This window comes from Corallococcus praedator, from assembly GCF_003612125.1.
GTDB classification, from domain to species: Bacteria; Myxococcota; Myxococcia; order Myxococcales; family Myxococcaceae; genus Corallococcus; species Corallococcus praedator.
In genome coordinates this window covers 1-20388 of the sequence record NZ_RAWI01000148.1, presented here as the reverse complement: position 1 = coordinate 20388, position 20388 = coordinate 1, and the positions used below count along the sequence as shown (strand labels likewise).

The 20388-nt window shown below is 69.1% G+C and carries 18 protein-coding genes; all 18 read left to right on the top strand.

Annotation, left to right across the window (positions count from 1 at the left end; genetic code table 11):
• Positions 1 to 1408, top strand: a 1408-nt coding sequence (locus tag D7Y13_RS20005; RefSeq protein WP_120538071.1) for a TldD/PmbA family protein, incomplete at its 5' end; no start/stop codon positions are given.
• A gap of 28 nt (positions 1409 to 1436) precedes the next feature.
• Complete coding sequence (locus D7Y13_RS20000; protein ID WP_120538070.1) at positions 1437 to 2783, top strand: TldD/PmbA family protein; 1347 nt, start codon at positions 1437 to 1439, stop codon at positions 2781 to 2783.
• Positions 2784 to 2846: 63 nt separating this feature from the next.
• Positions 2847 to 3857 carry a ParB N-terminal domain-containing protein gene (locus tag D7Y13_RS19995; RefSeq protein ID WP_120586016.1) on the top strand — a complete coding sequence of 337 codons (1011 nt, stop codon included), beginning with the start codon at positions 2847 to 2849 and terminating at the stop codon, positions 3855 to 3857.
• A gap of 46 nt (positions 3858 to 3903) precedes the next feature.
• Positions 3904 to 5310 carry a sigma-54-dependent transcriptional regulator gene (locus D7Y13_RS19990; protein ID WP_120630746.1) on the top strand — a complete coding sequence of 469 codons (1407 nt, stop codon included), beginning with the start codon at positions 3904 to 3906 and terminating at the stop codon, positions 5308 to 5310.
• Positions 5311 to 5510: 200 nt separating this feature from the next.
• A complete protein-coding gene (gene gspC / locus D7Y13_RS19985) occupies positions 5511 to 6428 on the top strand; it encodes a type II secretion system protein GspC (protein ID WP_199732804.1) in 918 nt (305 codons plus the stop codon).
• 25 nt (positions 6429 to 6453) lie between these two features.
• Positions 6454 to 9105: a type II secretion system secretin GspD gene (gspD, locus tag D7Y13_RS19980; RefSeq protein WP_120584071.1), complete on the top strand. Its 2652-nt coding sequence runs from the start codon at positions 6454 to 6456 to the stop codon at positions 9103 to 9105.
• 4 nt (positions 9106 to 9109) lie between these two features.
• A complete protein-coding gene (gspE, locus tag D7Y13_RS19975) occupies positions 9110 to 10936 on the top strand; it encodes a type II secretion system ATPase GspE (RefSeq protein ID WP_120533603.1) in 1827 nt (608 codons plus the stop codon).
• A 6-nt stretch (positions 10937 to 10942) separates the two neighbouring features.
• Positions 10943 to 12199 carry a type II secretion system inner membrane protein GspF gene (gene gspF, locus D7Y13_RS19970; protein ID WP_120533604.1) on the top strand — a complete coding sequence of 419 codons (1257 nt, stop codon included), beginning with the start codon at positions 10943 to 10945 and terminating at the stop codon, positions 12197 to 12199.
• Between the two features lie 20 nt (positions 12200 to 12219).
• Positions 12220 to 12366 carry a hypothetical protein gene (locus tag D7Y13_RS45760; protein ID WP_158620389.1) on the top strand — a complete coding sequence of 49 codons (147 nt, stop codon included), beginning with the start codon at positions 12220 to 12222 and terminating at the stop codon, positions 12364 to 12366.
• Positions 12367 to 12442: 76 nt separating this feature from the next.
• The gene (gspG, locus tag D7Y13_RS19965) at positions 12443 to 12862 is read left to right on the top strand and encodes a type II secretion system major pseudopilin GspG (RefSeq protein WP_120533605.1); all 420 of its coding nucleotides are present in this window, start codon (positions 12443 to 12445) and stop codon (positions 12860 to 12862) included.
• A 61-nt stretch (positions 12863 to 12923) separates the two neighbouring features.
• Positions 12924 to 13400, top strand: a complete 477-nt coding sequence (locus tag D7Y13_RS19960) for a type II secretion system protein GspG (protein ID WP_120533606.1) — start codon at positions 12924 to 12926, stop codon at positions 13398 to 13400.
• Positions 13397 to 14128 (top strand): prepilin-type N-terminal cleavage/methylation domain-containing protein, encoded by a 732-nt coding sequence (locus D7Y13_RS19955; protein ID WP_120533607.1) that lies wholly within the window; start codon positions 13397 to 13399, stop codon positions 14126 to 14128. Before D7Y13_RS19960 ends, D7Y13_RS19955 begins: the two co-directional genes overlap by 4 nt.
• Positions 14125 to 15060: a type IV pilus modification PilV family protein gene (locus D7Y13_RS19950; protein WP_120533608.1), complete on the top strand. Its 936-nt coding sequence runs from the start codon at positions 14125 to 14127 to the stop codon at positions 15058 to 15060. Before D7Y13_RS19955 ends, D7Y13_RS19950 begins: the two co-directional genes overlap by 4 nt.
• Positions 15057 to 15731, top strand: a complete 675-nt coding sequence (locus tag D7Y13_RS19945; protein ID WP_120533609.1) for a type II secretion system protein GspJ — start codon at positions 15057 to 15059, stop codon at positions 15729 to 15731. Before D7Y13_RS19950 ends, D7Y13_RS19945 begins: the two co-directional genes overlap by 4 nt.
• Entirely contained in the window at positions 15731 to 17158 is a 1428-nt protein-coding gene (locus tag D7Y13_RS19940; protein WP_120533610.1) for a type II secretion system minor pseudopilin, read from the top strand. Before D7Y13_RS19945 ends, D7Y13_RS19940 begins: the two co-directional genes overlap by 1 nt.
• A gap of 1 nt (position 17159) precedes the next feature.
• Positions 17160 to 18767, top strand: coding sequence for a pilus assembly protein PilM (gene pilM, locus D7Y13_RS19935; protein ID WP_120584072.1), 1608 nt, complete (start codon positions 17160 to 17162; stop codon positions 18765 to 18767).
• A 10-nt stretch (positions 18768 to 18777) separates the two neighbouring features.
• The gene (locus tag D7Y13_RS19930) at positions 18778 to 19335 is read left to right on the top strand and encodes a type II secretion system protein M (protein ID WP_120533624.1); all 558 of its coding nucleotides are present in this window, start codon (positions 18778 to 18780) and stop codon (positions 19333 to 19335) included.
• Between the two features lie 2 nt (positions 19336 to 19337).
• Positions 19338 to 20318, top strand: coding sequence for a type II secretion system protein GspN (gene gspN, locus D7Y13_RS19925; RefSeq protein WP_120584073.1), 981 nt, complete (start codon positions 19338 to 19340; stop codon positions 20316 to 20318).
• Positions 20319 to 20388 lie beyond the last annotated feature (70 nt).

Sequence of the window (20388 nt, the reverse complement as noted above, 5' to 3'; positions counted from 1 at the left end):
CCCCTCCCCGCTCCTCCCCCCGGGCCTCCTGGAGCGCCTGCTCGCGGAGGCCATGGGCCGGGGCGCCGACTTCGCGGAGGTGTACGTGGAGCGCACGTCCACCACCGCGGTCGTCCTGGAGGAGTCGCGCATCAAGAGCGCCCAGGTGGGCCTGGTGCAGGGCGTGGGTGTGCGGGTCATCACCGGCGCCAAGGTGGGGTACGCGTACTCCGACGACTGGGATGAGGCCGCCCTGTTCCGGGCCGCGCGCACCGCCGCGATGATCTCCCAGGGCGGCGGCTCCGAGCGCTCCTTCCCCATCAAGCGCGTCGCGGTGCCCAGCCACTACCGGGTGGCGCAGGCCCTGGAGGACGTGGCGGTGGCCCGGAAGACGGCGCTGCTCACCCGCGCGGACAAGGCCGCCCGCGCCTTCGACTCGCGCATCCAGCAGGTGAACGCCTCCTATGTGGATCAGACGCGGCGCATCGCGGTGGCCAACACCGCCGGGCGCTACAGCGTGGACACGCAGGATCAGTCCCGCCTGAGCGTGCACGTGGTGGCGCTGGGCAAGGGCGGCGAGCGGCGCACCGGCATGTATGGCAGCGGCGGCCGGGTGTCCTTCAGCTACTGGGACGGCGTGACGCCGGAGAGCGTGGCGGAGGAGGCCGCGCGTCAGGCCATCGCCACGCTGGGCGCGGTGGACTGCGTGGCGGGCCCGCAGACGGTGGTGCTGGCGCCGGGCTGGAGCGGCATCCTCCTGCACGAGGCGGTGGGCCACGGCCTGGAGGCGGACTTCATCCGAAAGGGCACCTCGCTGTTCGCCGGCAAACTGGGGGAGAAGGTGGCCTCCGACCTGGTGACGGTCATCGACGACGGCACGGTGTCCAACGCGCGGGGCTCCATCAACATCGACGACGAGGGCGTGCCCGGCGAGCGCAAGGTCCTCATCGAGAACGGCGTCCTCAAGGGCTACCTCTATGATCAGCTCAACGCGAAGCTGATGAACCAGCGCTCCACGGGCAGCGGCCGGCGCGACTCGTTCAAGAGCCTGCCCCTGCCGCGCATGACGAACACCTTCCTGGCGCCCGGGGACCACGCGCCGGAGGACATCCTCAAGGAGGTGAAGCGCGGCCTGTACTGCGCCACCTTCGGGGGCGGTCAGGTGGACATCAGCAACGGCAACTTCGTCTTCGAGGTCAGCGAGGCCTACCAGATTGAAGACGGGAAGCTGGGCCGCCCGGTGAAGAACGCCATCCTCATCGGCGTGGGGCCGGAGGCGCTGAAGAACATCAGCCGCGTGGGAACCGATCCGATGCCGGACCCCGGCATGGGCATCTGCGTGAAGGACGGGCAGATGCTGCCCGTGGGGGTGGGCCTGCCCACCGTGCGCATCGACAACGTCACCGTGGGCGGCACGAAGGTCGGCTGAAGCCGGCTCTTTTCGAGGGAACGACAACGTGAACTACGAACAGCTCGCGAAGAAGATCGTCCAGCGCGCGGTGAAGCGGGGCGCGAAGCAGGCGGAGGCGTATCTGGAGGTGGGCCGCCAGAGCAGCGTGCGCGTCCGCGAAGGCCAGATTGAGGACCTCACCGAAGCCACCAGCAAGGGCGTGGGCGTGCGCGTCTTCGTCAAGGACCGGCTGGGCTTCGCGTACACCTCCGACTTCACCCCCGCCGGCCTGGAGCGCGTGGTGGACCTGGCCGTGCAACTGGCGGAGGCCGCCGCGCCCAGCAAGTTGAACGGCCTGCCCACCGCGAAGGACCTGGGCAAGCGGGGCGACACCGGCCTGCTCTTCGACCCGAAGGTCGCGAACCTCCCTGGCGACTGGAAGATCAACGCCGCGCTGGAGGCGGAGCGCGCGGGCCGGGCCGAGGACGCGCGCGTGGCCACGTTCGACTCCGTGTCCGCGGGCGACTTCGTGTCGGAGGTGTACCTGGCCTCCAGCGAGGGCGCGACGGGCGGCTACTCCGGCACGTACGTGTACCTGGTCGCCGTGCCGGTGGCGGCCCAGGACGGGCAGCTCCAGACGGGCTTCTGGCTGGACTACAAGCGCTTCTTCGACGACCTGGAGTCGCCGGAGTCCATCGGCCGGCAGGCCGCGAAGCGCGCCGTGCGCATGCTGGGCGCGAAGTCCGTCAAGACGTGCCAGGTGCCGGTGGTGTTTGATCCGCTGGTGGCCGCGAACTTCGTGCAGAACATCGCCCAGGCCGCGGACGGCAACGCCGTGTACCAGCGCTCCAGCGTCCTGGCCGAGCACGTGGGCAAGAAGCTCGCGGGCAACCACATCACCCTGGTGGATGACGGCCTGCTGCCCCGGGGGCTCGCCACCGCGCCCTTCGACGGCGAAGGCGTCCCCACGCGGCGCACGCCCATCCTGGACAAGGGCGTGCTGTCCGGCTTCCTCTACGACGCCTTCACCGCGCGCAAGGCCAAGGCGCGCACCACCGGCAACGCGTCGCGCGGCTACAGCGCGCTGCCGGGCATCGGCACCACCAACCTCTACCTGGAGCCGGGCACGCAGTCGCCGGAGGAGATCATCCGCAAGGTGCCCCGGGGCCTGTACGTCACCGCCCTGCTCGGCCACGGCGCGGATCCGGTGTCCGGCGACATGTCCTGCGGGGCCAACGGCCTTTGGATTGAGAACGGTGAGCTGACGCACCCGGTGCAGGAAGTCACCGTGGCGGGCAACCTCCTCCAGATGCTCAAGGACGTGGACGCGGTGGGAAGCGATCTGCAGTTCCGGGGCGGCTCGGCCGGAGCGCCCACTGTCCGCTTCCGACAGCTCACCGTCTCCGGAGCGTAGCCCGCGAAGCTTCGTGGCCTACGCTGACGGCCCTCCACGCTCCAGCAAGGAGGGTCCGTCCGCATGGCCGCGAAGTCCCCCCGCAAGTCCGCTCCCGCGAAGTCGAAGTCGGCCACCCCGCGCAAGCCCCGGCGCAAGAAGGCCGAGCCGAAGTCGCGGGGCCTCTCCGCCGCGGACGTCGCCAGCGAGTCCGTCGCCTTCCCGGACGAGCTGCTCCAGGCGGTGCGCCACGACGGCGGAGAAGTGCTGGCCGTGTACCGCGACCCGCTGGGCGGACACCCCGTCGTCTTCGCCGTGCTGCCCATCGACAAGGTGGAGCCCACGCCCTACCAGCGCGACCTGTCCGAGCCCCACGTGAAGCGGCTCGCCACCGCGATGGAGCGGTTGGACCGATTCCTGGACCCCGTCATCGCCGTGCGCGTGCAGGGCCACTACTGGACGCCCAACGGCAACCACCGCCTGCACGCGAGCCGCATGCTGGGCGCGAAGTCCATCGTCGCGCTGCTCTTGCCGGAAGAGGACGTGGCCTATCAAATCCTCGCCCTCAACACGGAGAAGGCCCACAACCTGAAGGAGCGCTCGCTGGAGGTCATCCGCATGGCGCGGGGCCTGGTGGGCGCGGGCCGCCCGGGCAAGGAGTCCGCCTACGGGCACCTCTTCGAGGAGCCGTCCTTCCTCACCCTGGGCGCCACCTACGAGAAGCGCCCCCGCTACTCCGCAGGCGCCTACCACCCCTTCGTCAAGCGGGTGGAGGGCTTCCAGGAGCTGCCCCTGCCGGAGGCCCTGGCCCTGCGCGACGCCCGCGCGGACCGCCTCCTGGAACTGGACGACGCGGTGGTGGCCATCGTCGCCGCGCTGAAGGAGCGCGGCCTCCAGAGCCCCTACCTCAAGAACTTCGTCGTCGCCCGCCTCAACTTCCTGCGCTTCCGCAAGGACGGCGTCCCTCCCACCTTCGACGCCACCGTGGACCGCATGCTGGCCAGCGCGAAGCGCTTCAACGTGGACAAGGTCCGCCGCGAGGACATCGGACGCATGGGAGGGGGCCCCCTGGAACCGGACGAAGAGCAGGCGTGAGGGGAATGGGGATTGCAAGGTAGGCGTACAAGAGGCCTTGCACCCCATGACTGCTCCCACCGTCCTGGTCGTCGACGACGACCGCGCCAATCTCGATTCGGTCGCCCGCATCTTCCAGCGGGAGGGCTTCGCCACGCTCGCCGCCGCGCAGGGCACGGAGGCGCTGGAGATGCTTCGCCGCCCGGAGGTCAGCGTCATGGTCACCGACCTGATGATGCCCGGCATGGACGGCCAGGAGCTGCTCAAGGCCAGCCGCACCATCCGCCCGGACGTGGAGGTGGTGCTGATGACCGCCTACGGCACGGTGGAGACGGCCGTGGCCGCCATGAAGGACGGCGCCTACGACTTCATCACCAAGCCCCTCAAGCGCCACGCCCTGGTGAAGGCCGTACAGAAGGCGCTGGAGAAGCACGCCCTCGTCCAGGAGAACACCTCCCTCAAGGCCAGGCTCGCGGAGATCAACCCGTCCGGCGGTCGCGCCATGGTGGGCCAGTCCCCCGCCTTCCGCGCCATGCTGGACACCATCCGCCAGGCCGCGCCCTCCACCGCCACGGTGCTGCTGCTGGGCGAATCCGGCACCGGCAAGGAGCTGGCCGCCCGCGCCCTGCACGAACACTCCGCCCGGGCGCGGCAGGCCTTCATCGCCGTCAACTGCGGCGCCATCCCAGAGAGCATCCTGGAGGCGGAGCTCTTCGGCGTGGAGCGGGGCGCGTACACCGGCGCGGTGGCCCGGCGCGAGGGCCGCTTCGAGCGCGCCCACGGCGGCACCCTCTTCCTGGACGAAGTGGGTGAGATGCCCCTGGCCGCGCAGGTGAAGCTGCTGCGCGTGCTCCAGGAGGGAGAGCTGGAGCGGCTGGGCGGCACGCAGACGGTGAAGGTGGACGTGCGGCTCGTGGCAGCCACCAACAAGGACCTCCAGAAGGAGGTGGCCGAGGGGAGATTCCGCGAGGACCTCTACTACCGCCTGCACGTCGTGGAGATCCGCGTGCCCGCGCTCGCGTCGCGCCGCGAGGACATCCCGCTCCTGGCGGACGCGTTCCTGCGCCGCTTCTCCGCGAAGAACGGCAAGGTGCTGCGCGGCTTCTCCCCGGACGCGCTGGGCGTGCTGGAGAACTACGCGTGGCCCGGCAACGTGCGCGAATTGGAGCACGCCGTGGAGCGCGCCGTGGTGCTCGCCAAGACGGACGTGCTGGAGGCCAGCGACCTGCCGGAGTCCGTGCGCAAGGGGCCCCTGGGCTCGGCCGGACAGTTGGTCATCCCCATTGGCACCCCCATGGAGGAGATTGAACGCCGGGTCATCCACGAGACCCTGCGCCACACCAAGGGCGACAAGACGCTCGCCGCCCGGCTGCTGGGCATCGCCGCGCGCACCATCTACCGCAAGCTGGAGCGCGAGCAGCTGGGCCCGGACGCGCCCCCCGTCGCCCCCTCCCCCCCTGGGACGCCGGACTGACAGGCCGTCACACCGGCCCCCGCCCGCTTTTGACAAATTGTCCGGACGCGTTGTCAGCCCCGCGCCCGTCACCAGGGCCGCGTCCTATTCCGAAATAATTTCGCGGACTTGGCCGTAAGTCCTGGGTTTCAAACCCGCCCAGCGATGGCACCTGCCTTGCTCACGGTCCCATGTGGGGCTGGCTTTCTCCCGGAAGCGTGATGGAACTCTTCTTTCGTAAATACTTCTGGAGCGTGAACCTGCTGTTCATCCTGCTCGTCGCCCTGCTGGCGGCGCGCACGGTGAATCTGTTCGTCGAATCCTCCATCTCCCCCTCCCCCGCGTCAGAGGCGCCCGCGCGCGTCGCCCAGCGCACCCACGCCGCGGACACCACGCTGGCGTCCATCGACGCGGAGCGCCTGTCCAGGCTCACCGGCGTCAAGCTGCCGGAGCCGGAGGTCGCGGTGAAGGCGCCGGACGAAGCCCGGCCGGAGTTCGACGCCAACGCGCCGCCGGCCAAGAGCGGCCTGCGCGTGAAGCTCTTGGGCACGCTCGTCGCCGGCAACCCGGACTGGTCGTTCGCGTCCATCCAGGACATGACCACGCAGCGCTCGCAGACGTACATGATCGGCAACAACCTGATGGGCGCCACCGTCATGGAGATTGAACGCGAGCGCGTCATCATCAACAACGGCGGCCGCAAGGAGTTCATCGACGGGCAGCCCGGGGACGGCGCCGTCGCCGCCTACACCCCGCCCGTCACCGCGCCGGCCGCCACCACGCCCAATGGCCTGGGCAACGGCATCAAGTCCACCGGGGAGAACGAGTACGAAGTCCCCAAGGCGGAGATCGACAAGACGTTGAGCAACCTCAACGACGTGGCCATGCAGGCGCGCATCGTGCCCGCCTTCAAGGATGGTCAGGCGGTGGGCTTCAAGCTGTTCTCCATCCGCCCGGACTCCATCTATTCGAAGATCGGCGTCCAGAACGGTGACGTCATCCGTCGCATCAACGGCTTCGACCTGAACAGCCCCGAGAAGGCGCTGGAGGTCTACTCGAAGCTGAAGGACTCCTCTCGTATCGAGATCGAGATCGAGCGCAACGGAGCGCCGATCCGCAAATCCTACAACGTCCGTTAAACACCCCGTCTGCGCCCGCTCCTCCATGAAGACGACGCTCCCGTCCTGGATGCTCTGTCTGTGCCTCGCGCTCTCCGTGCCCGCGTGGGCCCAGCGCCGTCCGTCGCAGCCCGGTACGACTCCCGCCGCCCCTGACCGCGACCGGGACCGCGACCGCACCATCACCCCGCAGGGGACCACCCCGCCGGCCCGCGCCACGGGCACGGCCGCCGCCGCCCCGGAGGAGAACCAGGGTCCGCGCCAGACGCCCTCGTGTGAAGAGGCCCGGCGCCGCGCGCGCTACGGCATCTACTTCGACAAGGTGGACATCGAGAAGCTCGTCCAGACCGTGTCGGACGCCACCTGCCGCACGTTCATCCTCCCGGAGAACGTGCGCGGGAAGATCTCCATCATCGGTCCGGAGAACGGCCGCGTGGAGGTGGACGCGGACTCGTTCTACTCCGCGTTCCTGGCCGCGCTGGACGCCAACGGGCTCGCCGTCTACCCGTACGGCCGCTTCCTGAAGATCGTGGACAAGCGCTCCGCGAAGCAGAACCCCATCCCGACGATCGTGGACGAGTCGACGCCGTACACCACGAACGAGCAGATGATCACCAAGCTGTTCAAGATCAAGTACGTGGAAGTGGAGCCCCTGCGCGGCGTGCTCCAGCAGCTGGTGTCCAAGGACGGCGACACCATCCCGTACCCGCCGGACACCATCATCGTCAACGACGTGGGCTCCAACATCCACCGCCTGGAGCGCCTCATCAACCAGCTGGACAGCCGCTCCTCCAGCGATGAGATGCGCGTCATCCAGGTGCAGTACGCCACCGCCCAGGACGTCGCGAACACCGTCCAGAAGCTCTTTGAAGCCAAGAGCGGCGCGCGCCCCGGCCAGCGCCCCGGCAGCTTCCCGCAGGGCGCCCCCGGCCAGCCCCCCGGCGAGGGCGGCGTCGCCCCGGGCGCCGGCACCGACACCGGCGGCGCGGTGACGCTGTCGCAGATCATCCCGGACGAGCGCACCAACAAGCTCATCATCGTGGCCAGCCCCGCCGCGTTCAGCCGCATCCAGGACATCGTCAAGGAAGTCGACATCCCGTCGGAGACGGGCAACAAGATCCAGGTCTACCCGCTGGAGAACGCCAACTCGGAGGAGCTGGCCAGCACCCTGCAGTCGCTCGCGCAGGGCACCGCCAACCGCCCGCAGCGCGGCCCCGTGGTGCAGCAGCCCCAGGGCATCCCGCGCGCGACGACCACCCAGGCCGCGGAGCTGTTCAGCGGCGAGGTGAAGATCTCCGCGGACAAGGGCACCAACTCGCTCGTCATCGTCGCCAGCCCGTCCGACTACAAGAACATCGTCAAGATCATCCAGCAGCTGGATCAGCCGCGCCGCCAGGTGTTCGTGGAGGCGGTCATCATGGAAGTGAACCTGGACCGCAACAGCGAGTTCGGCATCAACTTCCACCAGGGCTTCAGCCTGAAGACGGACGACGGCGCCATCCCCGGCATCCTCGGCACCAACTACGCCGGCGGCGGCGTGCCCCCGTCCTTCTCGCTGGCGAACCTGGCCAGCATGGGCGGCTTCCTCGCCGGCATCCAGGGCCCCGTCCTGCCGGAGCTCAAGAACCTGGGCATCGACATCCCGGCCTTCGGCGTGGTGCTCAACGCCATGCAGCAGTCCTCCGACGTGAACGTGCTGTCCACGCCACACCTGCTCACCAGCGACAACGAGGAGGCCGAAATCACGGTGGGCCAGAACGTGCCCTTCCAGTCCGGCTTCTCCCCGTCCAGCCTGGGCAGCGCGGTGACGGGCGGCGGCACCACCGGCGGCATCACCCCGTCGCTGCTGGGTTCGCTGGGCGGTCTGGGTTCGCTGTACGCGCCCATCACCCGCCAGAACGTGGAGCTGAAGCTCACCGTGAAGCCGCAGATCAACGAGAGCGACTACATCCGCCTCGTCATCACGGAGCAGACGGAGGAGATCGCCTCGTCGGATCCGGTGCTCGGCCCCACCACGTCGAAGCGCAGCGCGAAGACGACGGTCATCGCCAAGGACATGGAGACGGTCGTCATCGGCGGCATCATGCAGGACCGCACCCTGGAGTCCGTCTCCAAGGTGCCGGTGCTGGGTGACATCCCGCTCTTGGGCCACCTGTTCCGCGACACCACGCGCCGCAAGACGAAGACGAACCTGCTGCTCTTCCTCACGCCCTACATCATCCGCGGCCAGGAGGACTTCCGGCGCATCTTCGAGCGCAAGATGAAGGAGCGTCAGCAGTTCGTGGAGCAGTTCTACGGCCAGGTGCCCGGCTACGACGTGGCGGTGGACTTCAGCCGCAAGCCCGGCCCCCTGTCGCGCATGAACCAGTCCGTCATCAAGGAGGAGCAGCGCGTGGAGAACGGTGGTCCCGGTACCACCAACGAGCGCGTCATCCGCCCGGCCGGCAGCCCTGCCCCCGGCACCCCGGCGTCTCCCCAGCCCGGTGGCCGGCCCGCAGGTCAGCCCGCCAGCGAAGCGCCTGCTTCGCCGAACGGCACCGCCCCCGAGGGCGACCAGGCGCCGCGAAATTTAGAGGCGGCGCCGGAGGGTTCAGAGAGATCAGTGCCCACTGAACCGGCTCCGCAACCCGAGGTGATCGCGCCCGCTCCGGACGCCGACGCCGACCGGCTGCGCATCCAGCCGGGAAATGGGGAATGACTCCATGAACCTGACCGCCGACCCCACGACCCTCCAAGCCGCTGACGCGTCCACCGACGGGGTGGGCGGCCGCAACGACTCCACCCAGGTCGTCGCCCACGGACAGGCGTACCTGTGTGGCCGGCCGCTCGGGGAGATCCTCCGCGCGCTCGTGCCCGCCCTCACCCCGGAGAAGATCCAGGAGGCGCTCGCCGCGCAGCAGGAGAAGGGCGGCCGGCTGGGCGAAATCCTGGTGGGCATGAAGGCGGTCACCGACGAAGACGTGGCGCGAGCGCTCGGCCACCAGCTGGACCTGCCCTACCTCCAGCGCATCTTCGCGGAGGAGGTGGACGCGGACCTCGTCAAGCGCATCCCCATCAACTTCGCCCGCCAGACGCAGCTGTTGCCCCTGTCCCTGGAGGGCGACGAGGTCGTCCTCGCGGTCGCGGATCCGCTGGACACCACCGCGCTGGACCACGCGCGGCTGCTCCTGGGCCAGAGCATCCAGCCCCGCATCGCGCTGGCCTCCACCATCGTGGACGCCATCAACAGCGTGTACGACCGCTCGGTCAACGAGACCGAGGACCTCGTGGACGAGATGGAGACCACGGAGGACCTGGACTCCCTGGCGCACGAGCTGGAGGAGCCCAAGGACCTCCTGGACGCGGACGACGAGGCCCCGGTCATCCGGCTCGTCAACTCCGTGCTCTTCCGCGCCGCCAAGGAGCGCGCGAGCGATATCCACATCGAGCCCATGGAGCGCGAGCTGCTGGTGCGCTTCCGCATCGACGGCGTGCTCCAGGAAGTCATCAAGCCGCCCAAGCGCTACCAGAACTCCATCATCGCGCGCGTGAAGGTGATGGGGCAGCTGAACATCGCGGAGAAGCGCCTGCCGCAGGACGGCCGCATCCGCATCAAGCTGGCCGGCCGCGACATCGACATCCGTCTGTCCACCACGCCCACGTCCTTCGGCGAGCGCATCGTCATGCGTCTGCTGGACAAGACGGCGACGCTGCTGGACCTGGCCGAAATCGGCATGAGCCAGCAGGTGCTGGAGTCCATGCAGTCGGTCATCAAGCGCTCGCACGGCATCGTGCTGGTGACGGGCCCCACGGGCTCCGGCAAGACGACCACGCTCTACGGCGCGCTCTCCAAGATCAACACATCCGACCTCAACATCCTCACCGTCGAGGACCCGGTCGAATACCAGCTCAAGGGCATTGGCCAGATGGCCATCGCCCCGAAGATTGGCCTGACGTTCGCACAGGGCCTGCGCTCCTTCCTGCGCCAGGACCCGGACGTCATCATGGTCGGTGAGATTCGCGACAAGGAGACGGCGGAGATCGCCATCCAGGCCTCGCTCACGGGCCACCTGGTGCTCTCCACCGTCCACACCAACGACGCGGCCGGCGCCGTCACTCGTCTGGTGGACATGGGCGTGCAGCCCTTCCTCGTGGCCTCGTCGCTCACCGGCATCCTCGCCCAGCGCCTCGTGCGCCGGGTGTGCCCGGACTGTCGCGCGCCCTACACGCCCACGGACGCGGACCTGAAGGAGCTGGGCTTCACGTTCAAGAGCTTCAAGGAGCGCTTCAACACCGACCGCATCTACAAGGCGGTGGGCTGCCCGTCGTGCAACCGCAACGGCTACCGCGGTCGCTCCGGCATCTACGAGTTCCTCTTCGTGGACGACGACGTGCGCCAGCTGGTGCTCAAGAACGTGGACGCCTCCACCATCAAGAAGTCCGCGCTCGCCAAGGGCATGATCACGCTCCTGGATGACGGCGTACGGAAGATCGCCCTGGGCGAGACGACCATCGCTGAAGTCCTGAGCATCACGCAGGAGGACATCTAGTCCGCCATGCCCGTCTTCGAATACAGAGGCCTCGACTCCCACGGCAAGCAGAAGAAGGGCTTGCTGGAGGCGGACTCGCCCAAGACGCTGCGCTCCAAGCTGCGCGCGGACGGCATCTTCCTGACCGACGTGCTCGGGCAGGCGGAGGGCAGCCGCGTGGGCGTGTCCAAGGGCGCCAACGCGTCGCTCGTGGCGCGCGACGTGGACCTGCGCAAGCTGGCCGGCGGCCGCGTCAGCACGGAGGACGTCGCCATCCTCACCCGCCAGCTCGCGACCCTGCTGGGCGCGGGCGTCACCATCGTGGATTCACTCAACGCGCTGGTGGACCAGGCGGAGAAGGAGCGCTTGAAGCGCGCCCTCTCCGACATCAAGCAGCGCGTGAACGAAGGCTCGTCCCTGGCGGACGCGTTCAGCCAGCACCCCAAGATCTTCCCCAGCATCTACATCAACATGGTGCGCGCGGGTGAGGCCTCCGGCGCGCTGGACGCGGTGCTCCTGCGGCTGGCGGACTTCACGGAGAACCAGGCCAAGCTGCAGCAGAAGATCATCGGCACCATGCTCTACCCCGCCATCATGCTGCTGGTGGGCGGCGGCATCCTGGTGCTGCTGATGGTGTTCGTCGTGCCGAAGGTGACGAAGATCTTCGAGACGATGAAGGCCACCCTGCCCCTGAACACGCGCATCCTCATTGGCGCGTCCAACTTCATGCAGGCGTGGTGGTTCCTGGTGATTCCGTCCCTCGTGGCGGGCTTCATCTTCTTCATGCGCTGGACGAAGAGCCCCAAGGGCAAGCCCAAGTGGGACCGCTTCACGCTCAAGGCCCCCATCTTCGGCAGCCTCGTGCGCCTCTTGGCCATCTCCCGCTTCGCGCGCACGCTGTCCACGCTGCTCAAGAGCGGCGTGCCCATGCTGGCCGCGCTGGACATCGTCAAGGCGGTGATGACGAACTCGGTGCTGGCGGACGCGGTGGAGAACGCCCGCGAGTCCATCCGCGAGGGCGAAAGCATCGCCACGCCCCTCAAGCGGTCCGGCCAGTTTCCGCCGCTCGTGTACCACATGGTCGCCATCGGTGAGAAATCCGGCCAGCTGGAGGACATGCTCCTCTCCGTGGCGGACTCCTACGAGACGCAGGTGAACGTGCGCATCGGTGCGCTCACCAGCCTCCTGGAGCCCCTGCTCATCGTGGTGATGGGCGTGATGATTGCATTCGTAGCGCTCTCCATCCTGATGCCGATTCTGCAGGTGAACACGGCCATCCATTAGGAGGCGGAGAGCCCGAGCCCATGATGAACGACACGCTCGACCGGTGGATCCAACGCGCGACGCTGGTGGGGCTGATTGCCCTGGCCGCCACGCTGGCGACGGTGGGAGCCTCGCTGTATGCCCACCGGGAGCCGCCTACGGTCTCCGGGCACCACGGCCCTCCCTGAAGCGCCCCTGACATCCCGACACACCCCAGGCCGGGTGGCCTGCCAGAAAGTCAGTCACCCGAAGGTGAGTGAAGACATGACGACGACGAACGCGAAGAAGCAGCAGCGCCGCCGCAACCGCGGCATGACCCTCATCGAGATCATGGTGGTCATCACCATCCTCGGGCTCATCGCGGCGGCGGTGGGCGTGGCCGTCATCCCGAAGCTGGAAGAGGCCAAGCAGGACACCGCCCGCCTGGACATCCGGAACATCCAGAGCGCGATGAAGCTCTACTACACGAAGAAGGGCTCCTACCCGGACACCGCCACGGGCCTCAAGGCGCTGGTGGACACCCAGAACCTGGAGCGCATGCCCACGGACCCCTGGGGCAAGGAGTACGTGTACATGAACGAGGGCGGCAAGCCGGTCATCACCAGCTACGGCGCTGACGGCAACCCGGGCGGCGAGGGCTCCGACGCCGACATCTCCTCCAAGGACACGGGGCCCAAGCCGTAGGCGTCCGTTTCTTCTTGAAGCAAAGCCGCGCCTCCCGCGTGTTGTCGTAGGAATGCCCGAGATGACTCCCGAGCACACTTCCTCACCGACGTCCGCGCGTGAGGCGCGTCCCGTTCCTGGCGCGCCCGCCCCCAAGGCCCGCGCTGCGTCCTCCCGCCTGGGCCGCCTGCTGCTGCTGGGCGTGTTTGGCGTCGCCACCCTGCTCGCGTTCGCGCTGGTGTGGGCCACCGAGGACAACACCCTCACGCCCACGCAGCGCCAGGCGCGCGAGCAGATCCGCCGCCTGGAGGGCTTCTTCAAGGCCCACCACCGGCTGATGGGTTTCTTCCCCTCCCAGGAGGAGGGCTTCACCCCGCTCATCGCCTCCAAGGTGCTGGATGGGCCGCCCATCGACCCGTGGGGCCGCCCGTACCTCTACCGCATGGCCGGCAAGACGGGCGCCGTGCTGTCCCTGGGCTCCGACGGAAAGCCGGGCGGCACCGGCGACGCCGCGGACCTCTTCAGCGGCGGCATCGTGGCACAGGGGGTGCAGCCATGACGTCCGCCATGTCCCCTCGTCCTGCCCGCCGCCGGGGTGCGCCCCGCGGCCTCACGCTGATTGAGATCTCCATCGCCATCGCCATCGCGGCGGTGCTGTTCGCCGCGGTGACGGTGGGCATCGGCGCGCTCACGGGCGCCAAGGCGAAGGGCAGCGCGACGGAGCTGGCGGGCGTCATCCGGTCGCTCTACGACTCGGCGGCGCTCAGCGGCAAGACGTGCCGGCTGGTGTTCGAAATCCCGGACCCGAAGCGCGAGGAGCCCACGAAGTACCACGCGGAATGCGCCGCGGGCGGCATCACCACCGCGCGCGACCGGGACAACGCGCTCCGCCAGGACGAGCGCGACCGGGAGAAGGCGGCGCGCAGCGGCGGTGGACAGGATGAGCGCAAGAACTACACGCGCTCGGACAATTCGTCACCGTCCGCGCAGGAGCTGATGGAGCAGGAGAAGACGCGCATCGAGTCCCAGTCCACCTTCTCCGCGTACACCGCGGAGGAGATTTCCCCGCGCGAGCTGCCGGCGGGTGTGGCCGTGTCGGTGTGGACGCGGCAACAGCGTGAACCGGTGGAGAGCGGCGTCGCCTACCTCTACTTCTTCCCGCAGGGGTACACGGAGAAGGCCATGGTGTTCCTGCGCCAGGGCGACAACGCGTGGACGCTGGACGTGTCACCCCTGACGGGCAAGGTGAACATCGCATCCGAGGCGCTGGAGGTGCCCCGCTCATGAGACATCCGACTCGACGCAAGGGGGGCTTCACCCTGCTGGAGACGATGGTCGCCATGGCCATCCTGAGCGTGGCGCTGATGGCCATCTTCGACCTCAACGCGGGCGCGGTCTCCAACCACGTCTACACCAAGCGGCTCACCGTCGCGTCGCTCCTGGCCCGCTCGAAGATGACGGACCTGGAACAGAAGCTCTACGACGACGGCTTCGACGTGGACGACGACGAGCAGTCCGGCGACTTCTCCGAGGACGGCTGGCCCCAGTTCAAGTGGCGCGCGCGCATCATCGCGCCCAAGACGGACGGCGTGACGCCGGATCAGCTCATTGGCGCCATCTTCAACCTGCCCATGGGCGGGGGCGGAGACAGCGGAGACCCGTTGGGGGGCCTGGCCGGCCTCTTCGGCGGCGCGGGCGGCGGTGACAAGGGCGGCGCTTCCGGCAGCACCACGTCCAGCCCGCTGGGCGGGGCCGCGATGGGCATGGCGCAGCCCATGTTCACGCAGATGGTGGACCAGCTCACCAAGGCGGTGCGCGAGGTGCACCTCACCGTGTACTGGAAGGAAGGCACCCAGGTGGAGAGCGTGGACGTGGTGACCCACGTCGTGTCGCTGGGGCCGGGCGGCGACCGCAACGGCGGCGCCACGACCAACGCCGCGGGCGGCAGCACGGCGGGCGCCTCGGACCAGTGGGTGGACGCCACCGGCCGCGTGGTGGAGAACCCCATCCCGGGGCCCAACGGAAGCATGCTGGATCCGAACACGCGCCAGCCCCTGCGCAACCGCCAGCAGTTGCTGGACGAACTCAACCGGGGCGGCGGTCAACAGCCGGGCGGCGGCACGGGCGGTATCAACCCGCGCGCGCCGGGCGGCATCTTCGGCGGCGGCCGCGGGGGCTTCCCCAACCTGCCCATGCCGGGCCGAGGGACCATCCGATGAGAAGGCGTTCCCGAGGCTTCACGCTGATGGAGGTGATGGTGGCCGTCTCCATCACCGCGCTCATGGGCACCGTCGTGGCCATGGCCTTCCAGACGGGCATCAACGCCAAGGAAGTGGTGGAGGGCGAGGCGGAGCGCTACCGCATGGTGCGCGTGTCGCTCAACCGCATGGCGCGCGAAATCGGCTCCGCCTACGTGAGCGACCGCTACGACCTGCGCCGCTTCCGCGACCAGAACGACCGGCCCACCAACTTCGTGGGCGAGCGCGACAAGCTGCTCTTCACCACGTTCTCGCACCAGCGGCTGTACACGGACGTGAAGGAGTCCGACCAAGCGGTGGTGGAGTACTTCGTGGAGAACTCCTCGGAGCGCGCCACGCGCCAGCGGTTGGATTTGAAGCGCCGGGTAAACCCCAACGTGGGTGAGCGCATGGACCGGGGCGGCTCCACGGACGTGCTCTTCGAGGGCGTCAAGAGCGTGGAGTTCGCCTACTGGGATTCGGAGAAGAAGGAGTGGGATGACGAGTGGGACACGCGGCGCACGGAGAAGAAGGCCATCCTCCCCACGCGCGTGCGCATCACCGTCGTCGCCCTGGACGAGTCGGGCAAGGAGGCGCGCTACACCACGCAGACGCGCATCGTGCTCAACACGGAACTGCCGAGGTTCAACTGATGGCCCCCTCCTTCTTCCGACAGGTGTCCCGCCGTCGCAGGCAGGCGCCGGCCCCCGTCCCGGGCGCTCCGGCGACGAAGGCCGTGCGCCGCGACAAGCGCTCGCGCGGCGTAGCGCTCATCATCGCCATCGTCTCCATCGCGCTGCTCACGGTGGTGGCCACGGAGTTCGCGTACAACAGCCGCGTGGACCTGCAACTGGCGGCCAACCAGCGCGATGAAGTGCGCGCCTACTACATGGCCCGCTCGGGCCTGGCGCTGGGGCGGCTCTTGATGCGCTTCCAGAAGCAGGTGGACCAGACGCCCATCCCCAACCCGGCGAGCATCCTGTCGCAGTTCATGGGGGGGCAGCCCCCGGCCGCGGGCGGTACGGCGTTCCAGCCGCAGTCGCTCAACATCCAGCTGTGGAAGCTGGCCCGGGTGGACTGCCACATGCTCAAGGGGCTGGTGAAGAGCGACGGCGCCACGGTGGTGGACGACAGCGGCGGCGGCACCCGCAGCCGGCTGGAGAACGACCCCGTGGAGGTAGATCCGAACTTCCAGATGGATGACGGGGAAGAAGGCGGCGCGGCCATGCAGATGGCGTCGCAGATGCAGCGCCGGTCCTTCGGCGGCTTCGAGGGCTGCTTCCTCGCGACCATCACCGACGAGGAGGAGAAGCTCAACGTCATGCGCCTGAACACCGGCGGCGCGGAGGCGCAGGCCACCGCCGCGCGCATGATGGACATGCTGAGCGACAAGCGCTTCGAATTCCTCTGGCAGCAGGACGACGCGAACCACGTGCGCTCCACGCCGCAGGACGCCGTCATCGCGCTGAAGGACTGGGCGGATGAGGACGCGACGCAGTCGGCGCTCAACCCCAAGGACCCCACGAACCCCTTCGTCGCGGGCTTCGCGGACGAGGGTTCGGCGTACAGCCGCTACGAGCCGCGCTATGAGGTCAAGAACGCGCGCTTCGACAGCCTGGATGAGCTGTACCGCATCCACGGCGTCAACGACCGCTTCATGGCGGCCTTCCGCGACCGGCTCACGGTGTACCCGGACATCAACTCCAAGCCGAACATCAACACCGACGACCCCATCATGCTGGGGCTGGCCATCATGTCCGCCGCGGATCCGAACCGGCCGGACCCGCGCCTGACGGACCCGGTGTTCCTCAACGAGCTCATCAGCCGCATCCGCGCCGCGCGCATGTTCAGCTTCTTCGGCATGTCGGTGCAGGACTTCGTGGGCGTGGTGGAGCAGGCGGGCATCGCGGTCAACCCGGCCATCAAGGGCAACGTCGCGCAGAACCGCTACCTGGGCGACAAGAGCAAGACATTCACCATCAAGTCCGTGGGAGAAGCGGGCAGCGTCCAGAAGACGCTCACCGCGGTCATCCGCCTGGACGACGGGCTGGGCAAGCTCGTGTATTACAGAGAGGAATAGCATGGCCCGCATTCTTGGCCTGGACCTCGGCAGCCACTCCGTGAAGGGGGTGGTGCTGGACTCCGGAACGAAAAGCCACACCACCCAGGCCTTCGCCGAGGTGCGCCGCGCGCCGGAGGGCGAGCGCTCGGACACCCTGCGCGCCGCGGTGGAGGAGCTGCTCCAGAAGATGCCCGAAGGGCACGTGGATCAGGTCGTCATCGCCCTGCCCGGCCCGTCGCTCACCACGCACGCGGTGAGCCTGCCCTTCTCCGACGCCAAGCGCGTGGAGGCGACGCTCCCCTTCGAAGTGGGCAGCCAGCTTCCGTTCGACATCTCGGAGGTCGTCTACGACTACCAGGTGGTCGGCCAGAAGGACACCGGCGGCAAGGACAAGGCCGCGGACCTGCTGGTGGGCGTGGTGCGCAAGGAGGAGCTGCAGTCGCTGCTGGCGCTGCTCGGCGGCCTCCAGTTGGATCCGCGCGTCATCACCCACCCGGCGCTCGCGTACCAGAACCTCTTCGTCCAGGCGCCCGGCCTCTTCGAGGGCGTGGGCGAGGGCGGCACCATCGCGGTGGTGGACATCGGCCATGAGCGCACGTCGGTGGCCATTGGCCGTCCGGGCCAGGGCGTGGAGTTCGCGCGCACCTTCTCCGGCGGCGGGCGCGACCTGACCCGGGCGCTGGCCACGGAGTTCCAGACGACGCAGCCGGAAGCGCACCAGTGGAAGGAAGCGCACGGCGCGATGGCCAGCGCGGCGCAGGGCCCGGACGCCGAGCGCGCCGCGAACGCCTTCGTGCGCGGCCTGCAGCCGGTGCTGCGCGAGCTGCGGCCGTCCTTCAAGTCCTTCACCGCGCGCACCCGCCGCCAGGTCACCGCGGTGGTGCTGGCGGGCGGCACCGCGCGCCTGCCGGGCCTGGCGGAGCAGCTGTCCAAGGACCTGAACCTGCCGGTGCGCGTGCTGGCGCTGCCGGCGGACGCGGCCGGGAAGATTTCCGCCTCGGAGGCGCCGGCCGCGGCGCAGGCGTACGCGCTCGCCATGCGCGGCAACGCTGCCGGGGCGAAGGCGCCGCGCTTCAACCTGCGCCGGGGTGAGTTCGCCTTCAAGGGCGGCTACGACTACGTGAAGGACCGGCTGGGCCTGCTGGCCTCGTTCGCCGTGACGCTGCTGCTCCTGCTCGTCGCCTTCGGGGTGGTGCGCAACACGGTGCTGGCGCGGCGCGAGGCGGAGGTGGACGCGGTGCTGTGCAAGACGACCCAGCGCATCCTGGGCACGTGCGAGCAGAACTACGACCGCGCCATCAACATGCTCAAGGGCGTGGAGAGCCCGGCCGCGGCGCTGCCCTCCATGTCGGCGGTGAACCTGCTGGCGGAAGTCACCCAGCGGGTGCCCCCGGAGGTGCCGGTGCGGTTCGACCGCATCCAGGTGGACCTGGACCGCGTGATGCTCCAGGGGGAGACGGACAGCTCCAAGCAGATCGACACGCTCTCCGCCGCCTTGAAGGGCCACCGGTGCTTCAAGGACGTGAAGGAGGGCGAGGTGAAGAAGACGCGTGACGGGCAGAAGGTGACCTTCCGCCTGGACGTGCAGGTGCAGTGCCCCGGCGAGACGCAGGGGGGGGAGACCTGACATGGCGGACATGAGCAAGATCAAGGAAGTCTTCGCACCCCTCCAGACGTGGTTCGAGCGGCTGAGCGACCGCGAGCGCAAGCTCGTGGCCATCGCCGGCTCGGCCGTGGCGGTGTTCGTCCTCTTCGTCATCCTCTTCAGCTTCGCCAACAGCGCGTCGGGCTACCGCCGGCGCACGCAGGACAAGCTGGCGAAGCTGCAGGAGGTGCAGGCGCTGGCGACCAGCTACGGCGCCGCGCAGCAGGAGCGCCAGGCGGTGGAGCAGCAGCTCACCAGCAGCAACGTGCGACTCATCACGTACATCGAGGACAAGGCCACGGCTGCGGGCCTCACCGTGCCGAACATGTCGCCCAAGGGCGACGTGGGCGTGGGTGACGGGAAGATCATCGAAAGCTCCGTGGAGCTGACGTTCACCGACGTGGACCTGCGCAAGCTGACGGACTTCCTGCGCACGGTGGAGACGGGCCCAGGCATCGTGAAGGTGAAGTACCTGCGCGTGGAGCCCCGCCCCGCCACGGACACCCTGACGGCGTGGACCACCGTCGCCACCTACCGGATGAAGCAATAGCCATGGCCACCGAATCCAAGACCGCGCGCTGGAAGCTCATCGCCGGCTACACCGCGTTCTCGCTGGTGGCGTTCATCCTCTGCCTGATGCTCACCTTCCCGTACGACGCGGTCCGCACGCGCATCGTCACGGAGGCCGCGGCCCAGGGGCTCGCGGTGCGCATCGGGAGCCTGCGGCCCGGCCTGTTCGGCGTCACCGCCACCAACGTGCGCGTGAGCAAGCCGCCCGCGCCGCTGGGCGCGGAGTCCGTGGCGGCGCTCGCCCGGGGCGAGGCCGGGGGCCTGGGCCCCGCGGAGCTGGGCGAGGCGCTCACCTTCGACAGCGTGGCGCTGCGTCCCGCGCTCTTCCCCCCCGGCCTGGTGGTGAACGCCAAGGCCATGGGCGGCACGGTGCACGTCGCCGTGGGCGGCCTGAGCGCCACGTCGCTGGACGTGGACGTGAGCGGCCTCCAGGCGGGCGCGGGCAACCTGCCGGCGTACACCGGCGTGGACATGGAGGGCCTGCTCAACGCGAGGGTGTCCCTCACCGCGCCGGGCGCGCTCGTGCGCGGGCAGCCGGCGGACTGGTCGCAGGCGACGGGCACGGTGGCCCTGGACACCCAGGGGCTCACCATCAAGGGCGGCAAGGCGGCCATCCCCATGGGCGGCGGCCCCGCGATGCCCATGGACCTGCCGCGCGTGCTCCTGGGCGACCTGAAGGGCGACCTCCAGTTCGACAAGGGCATGGGCACGGTGAGGACGTTGGATCTCAAGAGCGAGGACCTGGAGGGCACGGGCTCCGGCACGGTGAAGCTGGGCAAGCGGCTGGAGTACAGCGAGCTGGGGCTCGACGTGCGGCTGAAGTTCGAGCAGGCCTTCCAGCAGCGGCTGGGGCCCCTGGCCATCGCGGTGAACATGCTGCCGCAGGACCGGGACAACCCGGGCTACCGAGGCGGACGGCTCACCGGCATGGTGAGCAGCCCGCGCTTCGGACCCAAGCGCTAGTCACGCCCGACGCGGGGGACGGCGGAGGCAGCCCTCCCGTCCCCCGCGTCGGGCGTGACTAGCGCTTGGG

Bases quoted from the DNA above. Each gene is read 5' to 3' on its own strand.
- D7Y13_RS19995 (WP_120586016.1), top strand. From the start codon at position 2,847: ATGGCCGCGAAGTCCCCCCGCAAGTCCGCTCCCGCGAAGTCGAAGTCG.
- D7Y13_RS19990 (WP_120630746.1), top strand. From the start codon at position 3,904: ATGACTGCTCCCACCGTCCTGGTCGTCGACGACGACCGCGCCAATCTC.
- gspC (WP_199732804.1), top strand. From the start codon at position 5,511: ATGGAACTCTTCTTTCGTAAATACTTCTGGAGCGTGAACCTGCTGTTC.
- gspD (WP_120584071.1), top strand. From the start codon at position 6,454: ATGAAGACGACGCTCCCGTCCTGGATGCTCTGTCTGTGCCTCGCGCTC.
- gspE (WP_120533603.1), top strand. From the start codon at position 9,110: ATGAACCTGACCGCCGACCCCACGACCCTCCAAGCCGCTGACGCGTCC.
- gspF (WP_120533604.1), top strand. From the start codon at position 10,943: ATGCCCGTCTTCGAATACAGAGGCCTCGACTCCCACGGCAAGCAGAAG.
- D7Y13_RS45760 (WP_158620389.1), top strand. From the start codon at position 12,220: ATGATGAACGACACGCTCGACCGGTGGATCCAACGCGCGACGCTGGTG.
- gspG (WP_120533605.1), top strand. From the start codon at position 12,443: ATGACGACGACGAACGCGAAGAAGCAGCAGCGCCGCCGCAACCGCGGC.
- D7Y13_RS19960 (WP_120533606.1), top strand. From the start codon at position 12,924: ATGACTCCCGAGCACACTTCCTCACCGACGTCCGCGCGTGAGGCGCGT.
- D7Y13_RS19955 (WP_120533607.1), top strand. From the start codon at position 13,397: ATGACGTCCGCCATGTCCCCTCGTCCTGCCCGCCGCCGGGGTGCGCCC.
- D7Y13_RS19950 (WP_120533608.1), top strand. From the start codon at position 14,125: ATGAGACATCCGACTCGACGCAAGGGGGGCTTCACCCTGCTGGAGACG.
- D7Y13_RS19945 (WP_120533609.1), top strand. From the start codon at position 15,057: ATGAGAAGGCGTTCCCGAGGCTTCACGCTGATGGAGGTGATGGTGGCC.
- D7Y13_RS19940 (WP_120533610.1), top strand. From the start codon at position 15,731: ATGGCCCCCTCCTTCTTCCGACAGGTGTCCCGCCGTCGCAGGCAGGCG.
- pilM (WP_120584072.1), top strand. From the start codon at position 17,160: ATGGCCCGCATTCTTGGCCTGGACCTCGGCAGCCACTCCGTGAAGGGG.
- D7Y13_RS19930 (WP_120533624.1), top strand. From the start codon at position 18,778: ATGAGCAAGATCAAGGAAGTCTTCGCACCCCTCCAGACGTGGTTCGAG.
- gspN (WP_120584073.1), top strand. From the start codon at position 19,338: ATGGCCACCGAATCCAAGACCGCGCGCTGGAAGCTCATCGCCGGCTAC.